Genomic DNA, 19681 nt, shown 5'->3' with positions numbered 1-19681 from the left:
TGCGCTAGCCTTGCGGTTTAGCCGGATCGATCCGGAACGGGACGAACAGGATGGACGAGAAGCGAAAGTATCCGCGAACGGAGATCGACGAGCCTGCCTATGTTTCATCGGGGGGGTCCGTCATGCCGTGCGTGGTGCGGAATATTTCACGCGAAGGGGCGGCGATCGACGTCGACAATCCGGCCTTCGTCCCGAAGCACTTTCGCCTGGTGATGGCGAGGGATCCGTCGATCGTGCACGAGTGCCGGGTCGCCTGGATCCAGAAGAACCGTATCGGCCTGACCTTCGTCAACATCGTGGATGCCGCTGTAGAACAGCCGTCATCGAACCGGGGGTGCTGAACGCGCTATTCGATCCGCAACTTTGCATCGCGCACGACCTTGCCCCACTTGTCCATCTCAAGCCTGATCCGTGCGCCGAACTGATCCGGCGTATTCGCAACCGCCTTGAAGCCGAGCGTCGTGAGGCGTTCCTTGACGTCCGGCTGCGCGACGATCCCGGCGATCTCGCGATGGAGCAGATCGATGATCGCCTTCGGCGTTCCGGCCGGCGCGACAATGCCGGTCAGCGTGTCGGCCTCCTGATCGCTCACGCCCTGTTCGGCAAAGGTCGGCACGTCCGGCAGACCCGCGGCACGCTCGGTCGAGGCCACGCCGAGCGCGCGCAGCTGTCCACTCTGCACCGCGGACAGGGCAGGCGGCAGCGCCGTGAAAGCGATCGGCGTGTGTCCCCCGACCGTCGCCTGAATGGCCGGGGCGGCGCCCGTGAAGGGGACGTGGACCAGGTCGAGCTTGAAGGCGAGGCGGAACAGTTCGCCGCCCAGATGCGGCGTCGATCCGACCCCGGGCCCGGCGAAACTGTATTTGCCGGGATTGTCCCTGATGAGTTGCACCAGTTCGGGCAATGTCTTGGCAGCGACCTGCGGGTTGACCACCACGACATTCGGCGAAACCGCAACCATCGTCACCGGCGCAAAATCCTTGACCGGATCATACGGCACCTTGGCGTAGAGGCTGGGATTGACGACAAAGCCGGTGCTGACCACCATGATGGTGTAGCCGTCCGGCGCCATGCGGGCGACCTGGCCGGCGGCGGTGTTGCCGCCGGCACCGCCGATATTCTCGACGAAAAACTGCTGGCCGAGACTGTCGCTAAGCTTCTGCGCGACGAGGCGGGCGATGACGTCGGTCGGTCCACCGGCGGGAAAGCCGACCACGACGCGCACCGGCCTGCTCGGATAGGTTTGTGCCGATGACGCCACGACGCCGGACAGCAGCCACGCGGCTGCCAACAATACCCGTACGGCCGCGGTCATGGCGTTATCCCCCGTATGTTTGTTGGGGGCATCATCGGCGAGGCGGCGGCGCCGGACAAGGGGCTTCCGGCGAGGCGCGCGGTGCTATTTCTTGAGCAACGGCGTAATCCGCTCCTCCAGCTCCTCGAACGACATCGACCCCTGCAGCTTTACACCATTGAGGAAGAACGTCGGCGTTGAGGTAACCTTCAATTCCCGATGGGCGTATTGCTGATCGGCACTCAGCTTGTCGAACTGCGCCTGATCTTCCTCGCAGGTTTTGACCTCCTGCTCGCTCATACCGTGCTGCTTGCCGACATAGAGCAGCGTGTCCTTGGTCTGCGTCATCAGGCGGTCCTGCAACTTGAACAACAGCTCGACGGCTGCGAGGTACTTTTCGGAATCGCCCTTGCCGATACAGCGCGCCAGTATCGAGGCTGCGGCGGCCTTGATGTCGAGCGGAAACTCGCGGAACACGAAACGCACCTTGCCGGTGTCGATATATTTCGAACGCAGCATCGGAAAAACATTTTGTCCGAACGCTGCGCAATGCGGGCAACTCATCGACGAATATTCGGTGATGGTGACCGGCGCCTTTTCAGACCCGATGGCGATGTCGGGGAGAGACACCGGTTTGGCGACGTTAGCCGCGATCGCGCTTTGCGCCATCGCAGAGTTTGCGAGGGCAAGCGACGCGAATGCAACGAGCGCGACGAAAACAATGGGACGATGGACGTTCAACGCTGCTCCGAAACGAATGTGGTAAGGGATGATAGAACGGAGCTCGTCTTTTATTGCTTTGGCGAGCCAAAAGCCACCCGATCGGTTTGATCGCATTGGGAACCGCGCATTTGCGGACCACGCCGGACGTGGGACCTTGTCGCCTGTCATGCGCGATGGTTTGATAGTCGTGTGACGCCCGTGCCGCTTCATCCGCGCGACCGAGGCTGGATTCCACCTGGTGAAATGCATTACGAGAACGTCATGACCCAGCACATAGCGCGGTTGAGCGAAACGCAGACAGCGGATGCCGTGTTGCGCGCCAGGGCCAAACTGGTCGTGCCCGGCGGCATGTGGGGCCATCTGAATGCCGCGCGGCTCCCGGAAGGCTATCCGCAATTCTTCGCCTCCGCAGAGGGGTGCCGCGTGCGTGACGTCGATGGCCGCGAATACATCGACTTCATGTGCAGTTGGGGGCCGATCCTGCTCGGCCATCGCCACCCCGACGTTCAGGCGGCAGCCGGGGCGCAAGCCGCCAAAGGGGACTGCTTGAACGGTCCCGGCGAGGTCATGGTCGAGCTTGCCGAGGATCTTGTGGCGATGCTGCCCCATGCCGACTGGGCGATGTTTCAGAAGAATGGCGGCGATGCGACGACGAGCTGCGTCACGATCGCCCGTGCGGGCACCGGACGCCGCAAGGTGCTGGTCGCGCGGGGCAGCTATCACGGCGCGCTGCCATGGTGCTCGCCGAGCGTGGCCGGCGTGACGGCCGAGGACCGCGCGCATCTCCTGCACTTCGAGTACAACGACGTGCAGAGCCTGCGGGCAGCGGTCGAGGACGCGGGCAAGGATCTCGCTGCGATCCTGGTGACGGCTTTCCGCCACGACATGGGCCGCGATCTCGAATTGCCGACGAAAGAATTTGCCGTAGCTGCGCGCGCGGCTTGCGATGCGACTGACGCCGCTCTGATCGTCGATGAAGTGCGGGCGGGACTGCGCCTGGATATCAGGGGGAGTTGGGAAGCGCTCGGCGTGCGTCCGGACCTGTGCGCCTGGAGCAAGGCGATTGCCAACGGCTACGCGCTGGCCGCCGTTACCGGCAACGATCGCTTCCGCGAGGCCGCTACCAAGATATTCGTCACCGGCTCGTTCTGGTGCGGCACGGTAGCCATGGCGGCGGCGCGGGCGACGTTGCGGATCGCGCGCGAGACCGATGTGCCCGGACATATCCGCGCGATCGGCCTGAGATTGCGCGAGGGACTGGCGGCGCTGGCGAACGAACATGGCATCGCGATCCGCCAGAGCGGACCGCCGCAGATGCCGCTGATGCTGTTCGAGGGTGATCCGGAGGTACGCAAGGGCAGGGCGTTCTGCTCGGCCGCGCTACGTCACGGCGCATTCTTTCATCCCCAGCACAACATGTTCCTGTCCTCGGCGCATCGTGCAGCCGATATCGATGAGGCGTTGCAGGCGGCTTCGCATGGCTTCAAGGCCGTCCGCGAGTTGGAAGCGGGACCCAATCGGTAAACGAATTTGCGGACATCAATAAAATGCCCCGCAACGCGGTCGCTATGACCGACGATGGCGGGGCAGTCTTAGGAGAAAACGGCGAGATCGCCGAGTGATGCGGGACATCCTCGTCCGGCATGCAGATCGACTATCCCTGCGTTTCGCCGGTTTCGCATTGACGTGGATCAAATAGCCGCCAGCACGAGATCACATCGCGCAACGAGCAGCCGACCGCGCAGGCTCGCAACTGCTCGAGCTTCAATCAACGTCGCGATCAATTCGTCACGCGACGCGGTTCCATACCTGCTTGCTGCGCGCGGGCGAATAGACCGCGGGATGTTCGAACTCGTGATGGCCGCTCAGGTGCATGACCTCGACGCAATCGGCGTTGATCCGTTCGTTATCGACCAACCGCGCTGCGAGCACTATCGCCTGGGAAGGTTCGTCCGATTGGACATCGATCTGGCGCTGCAGGCATTTGAAGCTGTGCCCGTCGGAATTACAGAGGTACTTGTAGAAGGAGACGCGATAATTGTTCATCCTGCACTCCCATCCTTCCGGCATCGTGCCCCCAGCTTACTCTCAGGCGTCCAGATCCGCCAGTCGCTGGCGATTGCGCAGCACGATTTGACGGGCGCTGGAAAACACCAGAATGCCCTGGTCGCTGAGCTGTGAAAGCGCCCGCGAAACGGTCTCCAGCGTCAAGCCGAGATAGTCGCCGATGTCGCGGCGGCACATCGGCAGCGCCACCATGCCGGCCTTGGCGAGCCGGCGGTCCATCTCCAGCAGGAAGGTGGCAACTTTTTCCATCGCGGTCTTCCGGCCCAGCAGCAGCATATGGTCTTCGGCATGCCGGAGGTCGCTTGCGGTCATCATCCAGAGGTTATGGGCTACCTGGACATTCAACCCGGCGACAGCTTCCAGGCTGCGCCGCTTCACGAGGCGAACCGTGGTCTCGCCAATCGCTTCGGCCGTCAGGCGATGGATCGAACCGGCATCGAGGCCGAACACGTCGCCCGGCAGATGGAACGCGCCGATTTGCCGCCGTCCGTCGTTGAGCAGCTTGTAGGTGCGCACCGCGCCGCGGACCACCTGATAGACATATTCGCAAGGCTCGCCCTCGCCGTAGATTTCCTCGTCCTTGCGGTAGGAGAACTCGCTGGCAATTACACCCGCGCAGGTCGCGATCACGCTGAACTGGTCGACGGCCGGAACATTCTGGGCGCGCGGGGCGGGGAAAACCTTGGCTGCCGGGACTGCCGGGGTGGTGATCGTCTGGGTGAGCATTTTGCCATCTCCTCGATGCGGGATGGCCTTGGTGTAATTGGGATTTTAGCTGTCCGATATTTGGGGCGATATCCTAAGGGAGATCCCCTACGGGGTTTCACGGAGGGCGCCCGGCCTCAGGGCCGGCTCGCCACGTTCGGCGCATTGATGGCATTTCGAACGCAATCGACCAGATTGCCGTCCAGGTTGGGCTTCAAGAGCACGTGGCGCACGCCGACCAAATGCGCTTTGGCCGAAATGCCTTGGTCTGGATAGCCCGTGATCAGAATGATCGGGGTGGAGACGTCGAGCCTTTGCAGCCGATAGGCCAGTTCCAGTCCGTCGAGTTCCGCCATCTTGTAGTCAACGACTAGACAATCCGCTCGATTGCGCGTGGAGGATCCGAGCAGCGCGGTTCCGCTACGGAAGGTGCGGACGTCGAAACCCTCGGTCTCCAGCAGAAATCGCAGCGATGTCCGGACGTCGTAGTCGTCATCGACAACGTAAATCATTGCCTTCCTGGGCTGAAGGCCGACGCTGGCTTCACCTGTGGTGCTGCTTCGGGTGTCGATCATGCCGACAAAAATAGACGCTTTTCCGGTCCCCGAATTGACTTGGCTCAATCTTCGACGAAGCCGGCCCGGATCGCAAACCGTACCAGTTCGGAAAGGTTACCGGCCTGCATCTTGGTCATCACGTTCGCCCGGTAGACCTCCACCGTGCGCGGACTGATGTCGTATTCCCGGGCGATGGCCTTGTTCGATTGCCCCGTTACCAGCCCCTGCATCACCTGGCGTTCGCGCTGGGTGAGACTGGCGACGCGCGCTGCCATATCGGCCGACAGCGCGTCGCTTTTCGAGCCGCTCTCGCGTTCCGCAAGGGCGGTCTCGACCATGCCGATCAGCCGGTCGTCGTCGAACGGCTTTTCCAGAAAGTCGAGCGCCCCGAGCTTCATCGCTTCGACGGCCAGCGGCACGTCGCCATGGCCGGTCATGACGATCACCGGGAGTTTTCGCGAGCCGGAGTTCAGTTGGCGCAGCAGTTCCATGCCGTCGATACCGGGCATGCGCACGTCGGTGACCACACAGCCGGCCTCCAGGGTCGCAACCTCGCTCAGGAAAGCCTGCGCGGAATCGAAAAGACGCACGCGGAAGCCGGCCGAACCCAGCAGGAAATCCAGCGAGTCGCGCATCGCCGGATCGTCGTCGATGACATAAACCTTAGCGTTCGCTGGCATCGGTCATATCCTTGGCATGCGCGGCAGGCAGCGTGAAGCGGAAGGTCGCACCACCGGACCGGTTGGTTTCGGCCCACATCCGGCCGCCGTGGGTTTCGACGATGGTGCGGCTGATCGAAAGGCCGACGCCCATGCCGGTCTCCTTCGTCGTGAAAAATGGCTGGAACAGGTGCGCAAGCGCATCGCCCGCGAAGCCGGACCCGGTATCGGAAACGGCAATTTCGATCATGTCATCTGCGGCCCTGGTATTTGAGGCAATCAGTTCGCGGTGCGTCGAGGCCGCCATCGCTTCCAACGCATTGCGGAACAGGTTGACCAGCACCTGCTGGATCTGGACCCTGTCGGCTAGCACGAGATCGCAGGTCGGATCGAGGTTGAAGCGCAGGAATACGCCCTGTTCGCGGGCGCCGGTGAGCCCGAGCGCGCCGGCCTCTTCGATCATTTTTGAAAGGCTTTCGACGCGCTTCTCGGATGCTTCGCGGGCGACGAAATTGCGCAATCTCCTGATGATGTCGCCGGCGCGGATCGCCTGCTCCGCGGCGCGATCGAGCGCTACCTCGATCTTCGGAGCGTTGGCGTCGCTGCTGCCGGCCAGCAGGCGGCGCGATCCCTTCATGTAATTGCTGATGGCCGACAGCGGTTGATTGAGTTCGTGGGCGAGGGCGGAGGCCATCTCGCCCATCGCGCTCAGCCGGGAGACGTAAACGAGTTCGGATTGCAGCTCCTGCAGCCGCGCCTGGGTCTGTTGCTGCTCGGTGAGATCGCGGACAAACCCAGTAAAGAAAGGCCTTCCCGCGGAATGCATCTCGCCGATGGTGAGATGCATCGGAAATGTCGTGCCGTCCTTGCGCATGCCGGTGACGATACGCCCGATGCCGATGATGCGCCGCTCGCCCGTCTTCAGGTAACGCGCGATATAGCCGTCGTGACGGCTGCGATCCGGTTCTGGCATCAGCGCGCTGATGTTCTTTCCAATCGCTTCGGGTTCGCTGTAGCCGAACTGACGCTCGGCGGCGCTGGAAAAGAACTGCATGATGCCATGCTGGTCGATCACGATCATCGCATCCGGAATCGTGTCTAGAATCGAGCGGAAGTGCCTTTCGCGCGTCCTGACCGCATCCTCAAGACGCTTCTCGCGGTTGATGTCGATCATCACGCCGCTAAGCCGGGCGGGAGCGCCGTCGGGACCATTGATGGTCGTGCCTAGCGCGCGTACCCAATGACCTTCATCCGAATGCTGGCGCACCCTGTATTGAACGTCGAAACTGCATCCGGTAGCGATCGACTGTTGTACAGCCTCTGCTGTTCGGTCGCGGTCCTGCGCATCGAGCAGGGACAGGAAAAGATCGTAATCGACAGGGGCATCCGGCTCGACGCCGAAGAGCTTCCGTGCGGCGCTGGACCAGCTCAACTTGCGAGTCGATAGCTCGAGATCCCACGCGCCTACGCCCGATCCCTCGGCACCGCTGCGCGCGTTCGCGTCGAGCGGGTCTTGATCTCGAAAGGGTCGGTCGGCGCTGAACATGCTTCGCCTTGGGCTGCTCTGGTTCATCAGATACCGCATTAGATCGGGCGTGGGAAACAGCGGCGAAGCGACATCATAAAGGTTCGATATCCATTTGATAATATGCGCAATTTTTCGAATTTCCACCAGCGCCATGCTGCGATAGTGCACGCCTCGAAGAGGCGAACGAGATTTCTTGATCTAGGTCAGCTTCAAATCGGCACGGACCTCTAGGATGTCGCTGTGTGGGTTGGGGCCGTTCGGCATTTCGCCCGAAGGCGTGGAGCAGGTTTATGGACTACAAAACCGTCATGGTCGGTCTGGCGCTGGACCGGCCCAACGATGCCTGCCTCAGGGTGGCCGGAGATATCGCCGAACGATTCGGGGCGCGGATTATTGGCGTTGCGGCTTCAGCTCTCAGGCCGCCAATGTACTTCGCGAGTGGCGCCTTTGCGCAAAAGCTGCTCGAAGAGGAGACCGCTGCTATCGAGCGACAGTTATCGGAACTCGAATCGAAGTTTCGTGCATCGGTCGAGAGGCGCGCAACAGCGGTGGAGTGGCGCGCCACCCGCATGTTACCGGTCCCCTACATGCTGCAGCAGGCAAGAGCCGCCGATATCCTCGTGGTCGGCGCCCGCTCCGAGGCCCAGGTGGATCCCAGTGGGGCCCCGACCCGAGCGATCTGGTGATGCAGGCGGGCCGGCCGCTCATGGTGGTGCCGCCCAGAGCCGAATGGCTCGATCTGAGAAGCGTTCTGATCGCCTGGAAGGACGTGCGGGAAGCGCGCCGGGCCGTGTTCGATGCTCTGCCGATCCTGGCTGCTGCAGCGGAAGTCACGGTTGCGGAGATTCCGGAGCAGGATGGCCGTCGCGCGGATGCGCTGTCGCATGTTGCCGACGTGGCGGCATGGCTGCGCGGCCACGGCATCGCGGCGAACACCCTCGTTCCGGAAAAGGCCGGCGGCGTGACCGAACAACTAGAGAAGATCGCCGGCAATGTCGGAGCGGGCGCGGTGATCGCCGGCGCTTACGGTCACTCGCGATTGCGCGAATGGGTGCTGAGCGGCGTGACACGCCACCTTGCAACTGAATCCCGCCGTTGCGCGTTCCTGTCCCGTTAAGTATCTGCATCCCGAGGAACCGCCGTGCATAGATTTCTCGAAGCGACCGCCGGGCAATTCATGACGCGCCAGGTGAAGACGGTTACGCGCGACACCACCATGCGCGAGCTGCATCGGATGTTCGAGGCCGATGATTTCAACTGCTATCCGGTGCGCGAGGGCGATGACATCGTTGGCGTCGTGAGCAATTTCGATTTTCTGAAATGCTTCGCGTTCAACCCCGGCCGCATGGTTCCGGCCTATGACGACCTTTTGTCGCGGATGGTGGTGGATGTGATGACGTCGGAATTCATCTACGTCGACCCCGCAACGAAACTGACCCGCGTCCTCCAACTGATGGTGGACCACCGGATGAAGAGCCTGCCGGTGCTGGATGCCGAGCAGCGGATGGTCGGGATCATCTCGCGCGGGGACATCATGCGTGCGCTGACCGAGAGCGCGCGGGGATAGGCTGCATGCACTCGCGGAGGATATCCGACGAAATGCACTACCGCCTGCTCCGGGAGGAACGGCAACTGCTTTCAGTCGCGAACCTCACCGGCGCCGCCGTGCTGCAGCCATGACGGTGCCGCCATCCGCCAATGCGGCCGCCACTGAGGCCGACCCGCAACGGGAGGTGCTGAAGTTCCTCGAGGGCTCCAGCTTCGATCCGGCCAGGGGCGGCAGGCGGATCGATACCCATGCCTCCATAGTTTTTCTCGGCGCGGACCGGGCCTTGAAAATCAAGCGCGCCGTGCGCTTGCCATTCCTCGATTACTCGTCATTGGAGAAGCGCAAGCGCGCCTGCGAGGAAGAGCTGAAAGTCAACGCCGGCAACGCTCCCGAACTCTACCGGCGCATCGTCGCCATCACGCGCAATTCCGACGGTGCTCTCGAAATCGGCGGCGCCGGCACTCCGGTCGAATGGGCGGTCGAAATGGCGCGGTTCGACGAGACGCAGTCGCTGGATTGCGTCGCGAAATCGAAGATGATCGATGCATCGCTTGCGACGGCCACGGCCGACGCAATTCTGCAATCCCATGGCAAGGCGCCGCGCGCGGACGGAGAAAGCTGGCTAGCCTCCATTCGCCCGATCATCGACCGCAATACCGCAAAGTTTCGCCGGGTGCGCGGGCTTGCTGCCGCGGCCATCGATCAGCTCGATGCAGCGAGCCGCGAATGTGCAACGACGTTGCAGCCGTTGCTCAGGCAGCGTGCCGAGCAGGGGTTCGTGCGCCGTTGCCATGGCGACCTGCATCTTGCCAATATTGCCCTGGTGGACGGCCGGCCGCTGTTGTTCGATGCCATCGAGTTCGATCCCGTCATCGCCACGACGGATGTGCTTTACGATCTCGCCTTTACGCTGATGGATCTGATCCATTTCGATCAACCTGCGGCGGCAAGCACGGTCTTTAATCGCTACCTTGCGGAGGCGGGGGAGGAACAGATCGATGGCCTCCAGCTGCTGCCGCTATTCCTGTCGGTGCGGGCAGCGATCCGGGCGCATGTGCTGTTCGTGAAGAGCGAACATGCCGAAGCGAGCGACGTGGTGTGGCGGGAGGCCAAACGGTATTTCGATCTGGCCGGGCGCCTCATCATGCCCAAGCAGCCGCTGTTGGTGGCAATCGGTGGGTTGTCGGGAACAGGCAAATCGGTGCTTGCACGCGGGCTCGCGGGCCTGATCGAGCCTCCACCCGGCGCGGTCATCGTCCGCTCGGACGTCATCCGCAAGCGCCTGTTCGGTACCAGCGAAACCACGGCTCTCCCGGAATCCGCCTATCGGGCTGATATTTCGAAACGTGTATACGATGCGCTCGCGAGCACCGCGCAACGTATCCTTGCCCAGGGCTGTTCGGTCGTGCTCGATGCCATGTATTTGCAGGAAGGAGAACGGACCGAAATCGCCGGCCTCGCGGCCAAGCGGGGCGCAAGGTTTGTCGGCCTGTTTCTGACGGCTGATCTAGCGACCAGGCTGGCGCGGATCGAGCAGCGCAGGGATGATGCATCCGACGCGACGCGGCATATCGCCCTGAAACAGGATACGACCGGCGCGGTAAACTGGCATATAATTGACGCCTCAGGAACACCGGACCAGTCGCTGCGCAACGCTTGTGCTGCGCTGGTCGCGCGGGGGGTGAGCTGACGATGGCGGTGCCGACCAGAACGTCCAACCGGCGCAAGGTCGCCGCGGCGGCAAGCCTCGATTGTGCAACCGCATTCCAAACGATGGCGCTCGATTGCGTCGCGGCCATCAAGGCCCATCACAGTAGCGCATGCGCCGGCGACGCCGAGGCCGTGCATCAGATCCGCATCGCCATCACGCGGTTGCGCGCCGCGGTGGCGTTCTTCGCGCCGATCGTGGTCGATGAGGAATGGGTGCGCCTGAAGAAGGAGATCGCGTGGCTGAATGGCTCGCTCGGCGCTGCGCGCGACAGCGATGTCCTGGTGGAATATGCGCGCCGCAAGCGATACCGCGCATGGGCGCAGCGCATGATCGGGGAGCAGCTCGATCAACGCCAGATGCGGAACCATCGCCAACTGGTTCGCGCCCTGCGCTCGGTTCGGACGCAACATCTGATCTCGGCAATGGCAGGCTGGATCAGACAGGGGCCATGGCTCGCGCGTTGCCAGCAGCGCAAGGACGCGGAGGCTCTGCAAATTTATTGCGCCCGTAAACTCAACCGCTGGCACGGGCGATTGGTCCGCAAGGGACGGCGCCTGAATACCTTGGGCGCGTCGCGCCGTCACCGGCTACGGATCAAGTTCAAACGCTTCCGCTACATGCTTGAAGCACTGACGGAAACTGTCAATCTGTGGGGTCGCCGCGAATTGCGCCATCTGCATCAGCCGGCAAAGCAGCTGCAGCGCGCATTGGGCGACCTCCGCGATATCAAGAGCTTTGCCAGCCTTGCGGGCGACGGGCCGCAAGCAAAAAAGGGCAAAACAAGCAAGAAGCGTCCGCCGGGCTATCGCCGCCGCACGGAAAAATTGCTCGGTGCGGCGCTCGCGTCTCATCGCGACATGGCCAAGTCTTTCCGTGGTTCCGTTCTCCAGAATTCAACCTAAGCCGTTGTGAGGACGAAACTTCCTCCAAGTCAGCAAGAAATTCGCGCGGGGCCTCGCCGGCTGGGATCCACGAACCTGCCGTCTGGCAGGGCGTACTGCGGTCGCTGCCGCAGGAACCTTTGGCCGGGTTGACGGCTATTCTCCCCAAGGAGGTAAGCGGCATGAGCAAAGAAACTCCCAAGGACGACCCGCGTCAGCAGACCGACTGGGGAACGCACCGGCAAACCGACAAGCCGTGGAAGGGCAACCCCGAAAAGGAACAGAGGTCCGGCACGACCAAGTCCGACCCGGACAAATGGCAGGAATCGAACACGCATTAAAGTAACTGACGATGGTGGTGACGAAGCCGGCCGAAAAGTAGGCACCAGCCAGGGAGTTTAGTTGCATACGGTCGAGAAGGATGCGCCGTAAGGGAATGCCCTCATGCCACGTTACTTTTTCAACGTGTATTACGACAGGATCGAACTTGACGAGGAAGGGGAAGAATTACCCGACGTGCGGGCAGCATGGCGGGAAGCAACGGTAACTGCAGGGCAGATCATCCAGGATCTCGACGGAAAGTTGCGCCCGGGCAAGGACTGGCGGATGGAGGTAACCGACGAGTTCTCCAATCCGGTCTACGTCATTCACGTCTGCGCCGAAAAGCCGAAGTAAAAGCCCCGAAGTAAGTCCAAGTCACGTCCCGCATGAACGCAAGCGTGAGTCCTTTCGCCTGGCCGGGCGGGAACGGGGAGCAGGCAGGCACATTCAGAAAGCTGGACTATTTGGGGCCCTGCAAACCCGGGGATGAAAGCCAGCGGTCGATGGTGGCTGCAGCCTCGTTTGCCATCGCTATTTCGATCAGACGGTCGCGTTCCTCACCGGGCGGCAGGCCAGCTGCCTCTTCCCGCGCGCGAAGGGCGACTTGGCCAAGCCGCTCCTGAAGCGGGAGGGCGGGGCGGCTGCGATTGCGTTTTTTCTTCATGACGGACCTCCGTGCGGGGCCTGAAACCTCCCACGTCACATCGGCGGCGTCCTTAACGTTTGTTGGGAACCCCGCATCGAGCGGTCCGTTTCGTTCACTGGAGAACGGTCGTCCGAACGGAGGAGACAGGGGTTTGGACCGGGAGCTTGTGTTTGCGGCGTTGCTGCGACGACTCAATACCGTCTCAGGATTGGAAGAAGCGGACATTGCTGCATTGCGAGGGCTTCCGATTGCCGTTCGTCACTGGGAAGCGGCCAGAGCCATCGTATCCGACGGCGAGCGCCCGACAGAATGCTGCCTGATAATCGAAGGCTTCTGCGTTCGGTCCAAGGTCATAGCCAGCGGCCAGCGGCAAATTCTCTCGATCCATATTCCGGGGGAGATTCCCGACCTGCAGAGCTTGCACCTGCACCGTATGGACCACGATCTCGTTAGCTTGACCGCGTCCACGCTCGGCTTCATCAGCCACGCGTCGTTGCGGGCGTTGACGCGGACGAGGCCGAACGTCGCGGAAGTGCTCTGGCGCGACACGCTGATTGATGCCGCGATGTTCCGGGAATGGATCGTCAATGTCGGACAGCGACCGGCGACTGGGCGGCTCGCCCACATCGTTCTCGAACTTCGCAGGCGGCTTGAAGTTACCGGTCGGCTGGCGGGCGACAATTTCGAAATGCCGCTGACGCAGGAACAAATCGGCGAGGCACTGGGCATCACGCCCGTGCATGCCAACCGCGTGATCAAGCAACTGCGCGAGGAGCGGATCGTAGACATCAACCGGGGCCGAGTGACGGTACTCGACGAAGCAAAGCTCGGGGAATTGGCGCAGTTCGACGACCGTTACCTCCACCAGAATCCGTCGCTTTGAAATAGATATGCAAGACCGCGGATGGCGAAACTGTCCCGCGAAATGATGCTTTGTCCATTTGATTTCCTTGAATTTGGGAACGATTCACCTTCGGGAAAATTATGCAATATGTGTCCAAGGGATGACACAGCAAACTCGAGCGGCTGCTGATAGCAGTCCCGCCCCCCAAGATGCATTGGCAGCCGCTTCCTTTTGTAGCCACCGTCATGAAGGATTTTGCAAATGCGTCCTTCCCGCCCGAGATCATCTCGGTAATGGAAGCGGCGTTTGATGCCGCGGTGGCTTCGCTTCCCGAGCCGGTCAGCTCCAGTCACGTTCAGGCTATTGCCGAGGCGATTCTGCGCGCCGCTCACGGCGGAGAGTGCGATCCGGTAGCCTTGCAACGACTGGCGCTGCTGGAGCTGCAGCTCATTCCGCGATAGCACGGAGGAGGCGATCGAATTCGAGCTTGATGTGGGTCAACCCCCGGCCCTCCGTCCATCGTTTATCTTTACCGGCATAATCGGGACGGGGGCGTCAGCGCCCCGCGAATGTGTGGGAGAACGGCGATGTTCAGGAACATTCTGGTTCATATTCCCTCCGAGCGTCAGGTGAGGCCGGTGATCGACGTCGCTGTCGCGCTGACCATTGCGCGCCGGTCGCACCTCGATGCCGTGGCCATCGGCTATGAAGCGATGGGCAACGCCGGATTGATGGTGGAAGGCGGCGGCGCCGCCGTAGCCGCCGTCATGGGGGCTGACCTGGAGCGCGCTCGAGAACGGGCGAACGCTGCGATCGCCGTGTTCGAGATCGAGGCCAAGCTTGCCAAGATCGCCTACGGCATCAGGACCTTTGCGGCAATTCCCGCCGAGGCCGGGAAGACCATCAGCGCGCTTGCCCGGCTTTACGACATGACGATCGTGCTGCAGCCCGATCCCTCGAAAGCCAGCTACGACAATGAGATTCCGCAGCAGATCCTGTTCAATTCCGGCGGGCCGATGCTGATGGTTCCCTATATCCACAAGGGACCGCTCGACGCCCATCACGTCGGCATCGCCTGGGACGGCAGCCGCCTTGCGGCCCGCGCGTTGCGCGATGCGATGCCGTTTCTGATGGGCGCGAACGCCGTGACCGTGATTGCGGTCAATGAGGAAGCGGGCGACGCCTCCTCGGACCAACTCGCCGCGCATTTGGGGCGGCGTGGCATTGCGGCCCGGGTGCAACGGCTGACGACGGACCGCGGCGCCGTCCAGGGCGCGATCCTGTCGATCGCGGCCGAAAGCAGTATGGGCCTTCTGGTGATGGGTGGGTACGGCCATTCGCGCTTGCAGGAACGAATTCTGGGCGGCGTCACGCGCAGCATGTTCGATTGCATGACCGTGCCGGTCCTGATGTCGCACTGATCCCGGGGGAGGGATGTGACCTTTGGTCCCGGTGAGTTCCTTGCCTTGTGTTCGCTGGCTCTGGCTGCGGTCGCAATGACGCCAGTTTGATGCGCCTCAATGTTCACCCCGACCCCGGTAATCGTTTCGGCGGAAACTCAGAAATCGGAGATCGTCATGTCAGAGTTGTCTGAGCGGACCGCTTCCGGCTCCCTTCCAGCAGCCGCAAATGCAGAAGCGGAAGCCACCAAACTGAATCAGGGCGCGTTGGAGTTCATGATTGGCGCGCAGAAGATGATGCTCGAGGAGCTGGTGTTCCTCGGCGACGAGATGCTGGAGCGAACGCAGACCGAGATGCATTTGTTCACGGAGTTCGTCACCAAGATGGCGAGCGCACACTCCGTAAATGATATCAAGACGACGTGCCAGGACTGCAGCCAGCACCAGCTCGACTTCTTCCGTCGCGACTCCGAACGGCTGTTCAGGCATGGTGAGCGGATGATCGCGGCTACGTCGAACTTGATCAGCGGACGCTCGCTGAACTGATCGGAAAACAGCCCCAGAAATTGACGATCATGGCGCGATATATCATCGCGCCGTGACCGTTTCCGGATAACCTGTCGCACAGGGGTCGCGAGCTGCCGATACTGGAGAACGATGTCCACCTATCGTCTGAACAATCTGCTTTCGCCGCATTCCGTCGCACTGGTCGGGGCCAGTCCGCGCCAGGGCTCGGTCGGCCGCGCCATTCTCAACAATATTCGTAAAGCTCAGTTCAAAGGCGAATTCGGTCTCGTCAATCCGCGCTATCACGAGATCGATGGCGTGGCGACCGCTGACAGCATCGCCAAACTGACATTTGTGCCGGAACTCGTTGTCCTCACCACGCCGGCCCGCACCATCGCAGGTCTGATTGATGAAGCGGGCCGCCGCGGCGCGGCAGGTGCGGTCATCGTCAGTGCCGGGCTCGGCCATGGTCCGGATTCGCTGGCGGAGGCAGCGGAACGAGCCGCGCAAAAATACGGCATGCGGCTGATCGGCCCAAATTGCCTGGGCATCATGATGCCGGGCGTCAGCCTCAATGCCAGCTTTTCGGCGCACATGCCGGTGGCGGGACATCTGGCGCTGATCTCGCAGTCCGGCGCCATTGCAGCGGGGATGGTGGACTGGGCGGCGCAGCGCTCTGTTGGTTTTTCCGGCATTGTTTCGATTGGCGACCAACTCGATGTCGATATCGCCGATCTGCTCGACTACTTCGCGCTGGATGAAAAGACCCACGCCATTCTGCTTTACATCGAAGCGATCAAGGACGCCCGCAAGTTCATGTCAGCGGCGCGCGCCGCCGCCCGGGTCAAACCCGTCGTCGTCGTCAAGTCGGGCCGCATGGCGCAAGGCGCGCGGGCGGCGGCAACGCATACCGGCGCACTGGCCGGGGCGGATGCCGTCTACGATGCCGCATTTCAGCGCGCCGGCGTCCTGCGCGTCTCCGATCTTGGCGAACTGTTCGACTGTGCGGAAACGCTTGGACGGCTCAAATCTCCGCCCGGCAAGCGGCTGGCGATCCTGACCAATGGTGGCGGCATCGGCGTGCTGGCCATCGACCGGCTGGCCGAACTCGGCGGCATCTCCGCCCAGCTCTCGCCGGAGACGCGGGAACGACTGGATGCGGTGCTGCCTCCGACGTGGTCGAAGTCTAACCCGGTCGACATCGTCGGCGACGCCGATGCCGAGCGCTATGCCGTGGCGCTGGAGGCGCTGCTGGCCGACCCGAGCAATGACGCCGTGCTTGTCATGAATGTCCAGACCGCAATCGCGCCTGCCGATGAGATCGCCGCAGCCGTGACCGGCGTGGTCCAGAAGTACCGCGCCGAACGCCGCATGTTGCCCAAACCGGTACTCGCAGTCTGGGTCGGCGCCGAGCCATCGATCGGTAAGTTGCTGAGTGATGCTGGCATTCCGAACTATCTGACCGAGGACGACGCGGTGCGCGGCTTCATGCATCTGGTCCGGCATCGCGAAGTCGTGGAGGCGCTGGCGCAGGTTCCGCCCGCGATGCCGAGCGAGTTTGCGCCCGATGTGGGCGCGGCGCGGAAGCTCGTGGCCACGGCGTTGGCCGATGATCGCTCATGGCTTGATCCGATCGAGGTTAAACAGCTCCTTGATGCCTACGATATTGCGGCCGTGCCGACCTTCGCCGCCGCTGATGCCGAGGAGGCGGTCGCGCATGCGAATGCGATCTTTGCGCAGGGATCGACGGTCGTGCTCAAGATCATGTCGCGCGATATCGTGCACAAATCCGATGTCGGCGGCGTCGTGCTCAATCTCACCAGCGCCGACGCGGTGCGCAAGGCGACCGCAGATATTCTCGCGCGGGCACGATCGCTGCGGCCGGAGGCACGGATCTCGGGCGTGATGGTGCAGGCGATGGTGGTGCGGGCGAAGGCGCGCGAACTCATTCTCGGCCTCGCCGACGATCCCACGTTTGGTACCGTCGTCGTGTTCGGCCGCGGCGGCACGGCGGTCGAGATCATCAACGATAAGGCGCTGGCGCTGCCGCCGCTTGACCTGCAATTGGCGCGCGGCCTGATCGAGCGCACCCGCGTCTCCCGGCTACTCCGCGCCTATCGCGACGTGCCGGCGGTGAAGCAGGACGCGGTGGCGATGGTTCTGGTCAAGCTCGCGCAATTGGCCGCCGACATTCCCGAAGTCCGCGGGCTCGACATCAACCCGCTGCTGGCTGATGAAGCCGGCGTGCTGGCGGTCGATGCACGCGTCGCGATCGGACGGGTCGAGCGCAAGTTCCGCGGTTCGGGGCCTGCGAATTTCGCCGTGCGGCCCTATCCCTCGCAGTGGCAGCGCCATATCGAGGTCAAGGACGGCTGGCGCGTATTTGTTCGCCCGATCAGGCCCGAGGACGAGCCGCTGATCCACGAGATGTTGAAACACGTCACCATGCACGATCTGCGGCTGCGATTTTTCGCTCCGATGAAGGAATTTTCCCACGAGTTCATCGCCCGCCTGACCCAGCTCGATTACGCCCGGGCAATGGCCTTTGTCGCCTTCGACGGAGCGACCAATGAACTCGTCGGCGTCGTCAGGATTCATTCCGACTCGATTTACGAGAGCGGCGAATACGCGATCCTGTTGCGCTCGGACCTCAAGGGCAGGGGCCTCGGCTGGGTATTGATGCAGTTGATCATCGAATACGCGAAGTCAGAAGGCCTGAAAGCGATCTCGGGCGACGTACTCGCCGAGAACACGGTCATGCTGGCGATGTGCCGTAGCCTCGGCTTCGAGGTTAAGACAGACCCGGTCGAGCATGACATCTGCAATGTCAGGCTGGCGCTTTGAGCCAGCCTGATGCTGCTATCTCTCCGGCACGGAGCCAGCCGTCGTCAGTGTGAGAACAGAATCGGCAGCGGCGGCTTCGAGAGCAGGCTCTTGGTGGCGCCGCCGAGGATGAACTCGCGCCATCGCGAATTACCGTAGGCGCCCATCACGAGGACGTCGACCTGATGCGAAACCGTGTAGGCTTCGAGCACCTCGCCGATCGACCGGCCGTCGGCATCGACCTTGTCGAGCACCACGTCGATGCCATGGCGCGCCAGGTTTTTGGCCAGCGCTTCGGCGGAATGCTTGTTGTCCAGTTTCTTTTCGTTGGTGACGGTGACGATCCGCACCTTTCTGGCCTTTTCGAGCAGCGGCAGCGCGTCGGAAACCGCGCGGGCTGCAGCACGGCTGAAATCCCAGGCGACTGCGACGGTCCCTAACTCGAAACCACGCTTACGCGCTGTCTCGGGCAAAACGAGCGTCGGTCGTCCCGATCCGAAGATGACGGCTTCCGCGTACCACTGATCATAGTTTTCCGGCGCCGGCACGATAGTGAGATCGCGAAGCCGTGCGTGGTCTACCAACAGGTCCGGCACGGTGAAGGTCGGGCATTTCTCGAGATAGCATTCGTGCAGAATGCCGGCCTTGTTCGCAGCATTGTCGAAAGCGGCCAGCATGGCCTTGGCGCTATTCCGGCTTTTTTCGACTTCGCCGGCGATGATGCCGGGAATGTTGGCCATGGAGCCCGAAAGAAAACGGCCGGGTATCTCCACATGCACTTCGCAGGCTATCGCCGCCAGATGAGCTCCGAAGGTCGCGGCGATCGCGACGGCATCCTCGGTGATCGAGGTCGGGGTGGGATCGGGATAACTCGTCAAAGTCAGCAGAATGTCCTTGTACGCCATGGGGCTCTCCTTTTCCGAGGCGCAACCTAGCGCTCTGCCGGTTTGCGAGAGTTGATCCATCGCAATGAGGCTTTGCTCGCGTACTTGCGCGGCGTATGACCCGCGCCGTTATTCGAGCGTCTTCAGATACGCCAACAGGTCGCCGATCTGGTCCGGGTCGAGCTGGAAGGCCGGCATGGTGGGATGGCCGGTAGAGATACCCTCCGCCAGCGCCTCTGCAATGGTCTCGATCGGATAGCGCTTGTGTAGCGTCCGGAATGGCGGCGCGATCTTCAGCGGGCTTGGCGAAACCTTGTCGATCGAATGGCAGCGCGCGCAATTGTTCAGCGCGTAGGTCTTGCCGCGCTGCTCCTGAGGCGAAGCAGCCGCTGCCGGCACCAACGAGATCAACGTGAACGCCAGTGGCATCAGGATTCGTCTGATCATCGCAGCTCCAACTCGTGGCGAATGGATTCTCCAGCCGGTTGCTATTGTGAGGGTTTAATCGTCGGCGAATTTGACCTGGATCAACCAGCCCATGCTGGATTCACTGCAATGAACTATATCTCCTGGTTGTTGAGG

At 62.2% G+C, this 19681-nt stretch carries 22 protein-coding genes and 1 pseudogene; 13 read left to right on the top strand and 10 right to left on the bottom strand.

All coding sequences use genetic code 11. The features are described from left to right. Nucleotides 1-50: 50 nt before the first annotated feature. On the top strand, nucleotides 51-341 hold the full coding sequence (locus AC0QUY_RS14615) for a PilZ domain-containing protein (RefSeq protein ID WP_475387346.1): 291 nt from the start codon (nucleotides 51-53) through the stop codon (nucleotides 339-341). 5 nt (nucleotides 342-346) lie between these two features. On the opposite strand, the gene AC0QUY_RS14610 is transcribed toward AC0QUY_RS14615, so the two are convergent. Both AC0QUY_RS14610 and AC0QUY_RS14605 read right to left on the bottom strand, forming a co-directional pair. Beyond that, complete coding sequence (locus AC0QUY_RS14610) at nucleotides 347-1315, bottom strand: Bug family tripartite tricarboxylate transporter substrate binding protein (RefSeq protein ID WP_475387345.1); 969 nt, start codon at nucleotides 1313-1315, stop codon at nucleotides 347-349. An 84-nt stretch (nucleotides 1316-1399) separates the two neighbouring features. Beyond that, the gene (locus tag AC0QUY_RS14605) at nucleotides 1400-2035 is read right to left on the bottom strand and encodes a DsbA family protein (RefSeq protein ID WP_475387344.1); all 636 of its coding nucleotides are present in this window, start codon (nucleotides 2033-2035) and stop codon (nucleotides 1400-1402) included. A 243-nt stretch (nucleotides 2036-2278) separates the two neighbouring features. On the opposite strand from AC0QUY_RS14605, the gene AC0QUY_RS14600 reads away from it, so the two are divergent. Further along, a complete protein-coding gene (locus tag AC0QUY_RS14600; RefSeq protein WP_475387343.1) occupies nucleotides 2279-3541 on the top strand; it encodes an aminotransferase class III-fold pyridoxal phosphate-dependent enzyme in 1263 nt (420 codons plus the stop codon). A 264-nt stretch (nucleotides 3542-3805) separates the two neighbouring features. Here AC0QUY_RS14600 and AC0QUY_RS14595 read toward each other — a convergent pair whose 3' ends face one another. The 5 genes from AC0QUY_RS14595 to fixL form a co-directional block, all read right to left on the bottom strand. Then, on the bottom strand, nucleotides 3806-4063 hold the full coding sequence (locus AC0QUY_RS14595; RefSeq protein ID WP_161854652.1) for a hypothetical protein: 258 nt from the start codon (nucleotides 4061-4063) through the stop codon (nucleotides 3806-3808). Nucleotides 4064-4105: 42 nt separating this feature from the next. Beyond that, nucleotides 4106-4810 carry a helix-turn-helix domain-containing protein gene (locus tag AC0QUY_RS14590; protein WP_161854651.1) on the bottom strand — a complete coding sequence of 235 codons (705 nt, stop codon included), beginning with the start codon at nucleotides 4808-4810 and terminating at the stop codon, nucleotides 4106-4108. A gap of 116 nt (nucleotides 4811-4926) precedes the next feature. Next, nucleotides 4927-5301: a response regulator gene (locus AC0QUY_RS14585; protein ID WP_475387342.1), complete on the bottom strand. Its 375-nt coding sequence runs from the start codon at nucleotides 5299-5301 to the stop codon at nucleotides 4927-4929. A gap of 107 nt (nucleotides 5302-5408) precedes the next feature. Continuing rightward, a complete protein-coding gene (gene fixJ, locus AC0QUY_RS14580) occupies nucleotides 5409-6026 on the bottom strand; it encodes a response regulator FixJ (protein WP_475387340.1) in 618 nt (205 codons plus the stop codon). Beyond that, on the bottom strand, nucleotides 6010-7551 hold the full coding sequence (gene fixL, locus AC0QUY_RS14575; RefSeq protein ID WP_475387339.1) for a sensor protein FixL: 1542 nt from the start codon (nucleotides 7549-7551) through the stop codon (nucleotides 6010-6012). Before fixL ends, fixJ begins: the two co-directional genes overlap by 17 nt. Nucleotides 7552-7823: 272 nt before the next feature. On the opposite strand from fixL, the pseudogene AC0QUY_RS14570 reads away from it, so the two are divergent. From AC0QUY_RS14570 to AC0QUY_RS14545, 6 genes and pseudogenes are all read left to right on the top strand, one after another. Beyond that, nucleotides 7824-8650 (top strand): annotated as a pseudogene (locus AC0QUY_RS14570) (universal stress protein). A 24-nt stretch (nucleotides 8651-8674) separates the two neighbouring features. Next, a complete protein-coding gene (locus AC0QUY_RS14565) occupies nucleotides 8675-9100 on the top strand; it encodes a CBS domain-containing protein (RefSeq protein WP_161854647.1) in 426 nt (141 codons plus the stop codon). A 109-nt stretch (nucleotides 9101-9209) separates the two neighbouring features. After that, nucleotides 9210-10772: a bifunctional aminoglycoside phosphotransferase/ATP-binding protein gene (locus AC0QUY_RS14560; RefSeq protein ID WP_475387338.1), complete on the top strand. Its 1563-nt coding sequence runs from the start codon at nucleotides 9210-9212 to the stop codon at nucleotides 10770-10772. An 83-nt stretch (nucleotides 10773-10855) separates the two neighbouring features. Continuing rightward, nucleotides 10856-11695 carry a CHAD domain-containing protein gene (locus tag AC0QUY_RS14555; protein WP_475387337.1) on the top strand — a complete coding sequence of 280 codons (840 nt, stop codon included), beginning with the start codon at nucleotides 10856-10858 and terminating at the stop codon, nucleotides 11693-11695. Between the two features lie 161 nt (nucleotides 11696-11856). Beyond that, a complete protein-coding gene (locus AC0QUY_RS14550; protein ID WP_202639092.1) occupies nucleotides 11857-12015 on the top strand; it encodes a hypothetical protein in 159 nt (52 codons plus the stop codon). Nucleotides 12016-12118: 103 nt separating this feature from the next. After that, nucleotides 12119-12349 carry a DUF6894 family protein gene (locus AC0QUY_RS14545; RefSeq protein WP_161854645.1) on the top strand — a complete coding sequence of 77 codons (231 nt, stop codon included), beginning with the start codon at nucleotides 12119-12121 and terminating at the stop codon, nucleotides 12347-12349. Nucleotides 12350-12455: 106 nt separating this feature from the next. Here AC0QUY_RS14545 and AC0QUY_RS14540 read toward each other — a convergent pair whose 3' ends face one another. Further along, nucleotides 12456-12659 (bottom strand): hypothetical protein, encoded by a 204-nt coding sequence (locus AC0QUY_RS14540; RefSeq protein ID WP_161854644.1) that lies wholly within the window; start codon nucleotides 12657-12659, stop codon nucleotides 12456-12458. Here AC0QUY_RS14540 and AC0QUY_RS14535 point away from each other — a divergent pair. The 5 genes from AC0QUY_RS14535 (at nucleotide 12643) to AC0QUY_RS14515 (ending at nucleotide 18236) form a co-directional block, all read left to right on the top strand. Further along, on the top strand, nucleotides 12643-13524 hold the full coding sequence (locus AC0QUY_RS14535; RefSeq protein WP_475387336.1) for a Crp/Fnr family transcriptional regulator: 882 nt from the start codon (nucleotides 12643-12645) through the stop codon (nucleotides 13522-13524). The genes AC0QUY_RS14540 and AC0QUY_RS14535 overlap by 17 nt on opposite strands. A 206-nt stretch (nucleotides 13525-13730) precedes the next feature. Then, on the top strand, nucleotides 13731-13946 hold the full coding sequence (locus AC0QUY_RS14530; protein ID WP_161854643.1) for a hypothetical protein: 216 nt from the start codon (nucleotides 13731-13733) through the stop codon (nucleotides 13944-13946). A 126-nt stretch (nucleotides 13947-14072) separates the two neighbouring features. Further along, nucleotides 14073-14906: a universal stress protein gene (locus AC0QUY_RS14525; protein WP_475387335.1), complete on the top strand. Its 834-nt coding sequence runs from the start codon at nucleotides 14073-14075 to the stop codon at nucleotides 14904-14906. A 99-nt stretch (nucleotides 14907-15005) separates the two neighbouring features. Further along, nucleotides 15006-15431, top strand: coding sequence for a hypothetical protein (locus AC0QUY_RS14520; RefSeq protein WP_161854641.1), 426 nt, complete (start codon nucleotides 15006-15008; stop codon nucleotides 15429-15431). Nucleotides 15432-15542: 111 nt separating this feature from the next. Then, complete coding sequence (locus tag AC0QUY_RS14515; protein ID WP_475387334.1) at nucleotides 15543-18236, top strand: bifunctional acetate--CoA ligase family protein/GNAT family N-acetyltransferase; 2694 nt, start codon at nucleotides 15543-15545, stop codon at nucleotides 18234-18236. Nucleotides 18237-18280: 44 nt separating this feature from the next. Here AC0QUY_RS14515 and AC0QUY_RS14510 read toward each other — a convergent pair whose 3' ends face one another. Further along, entirely contained in the window at nucleotides 18281-19120 is an 840-nt protein-coding gene (locus AC0QUY_RS14510) for a universal stress protein (protein WP_475387333.1), read from the bottom strand. A 108-nt stretch (nucleotides 19121-19228) separates the two neighbouring features. Continuing rightward, on the bottom strand, nucleotides 19229-19546 hold the full coding sequence (locus AC0QUY_RS14505) for a c-type cytochrome (RefSeq protein ID WP_202639091.1): 318 nt from the start codon (nucleotides 19544-19546) through the stop codon (nucleotides 19229-19231). Between the last annotated feature and the right edge of the window lie 135 nt (nucleotides 19547-19681).

Source organism: Bradyrhizobium sp. WYCCWR15520 (assembly GCF_056174665.1).
This window is presented reverse-complemented; position numbering and strand designations above follow the sequence as displayed.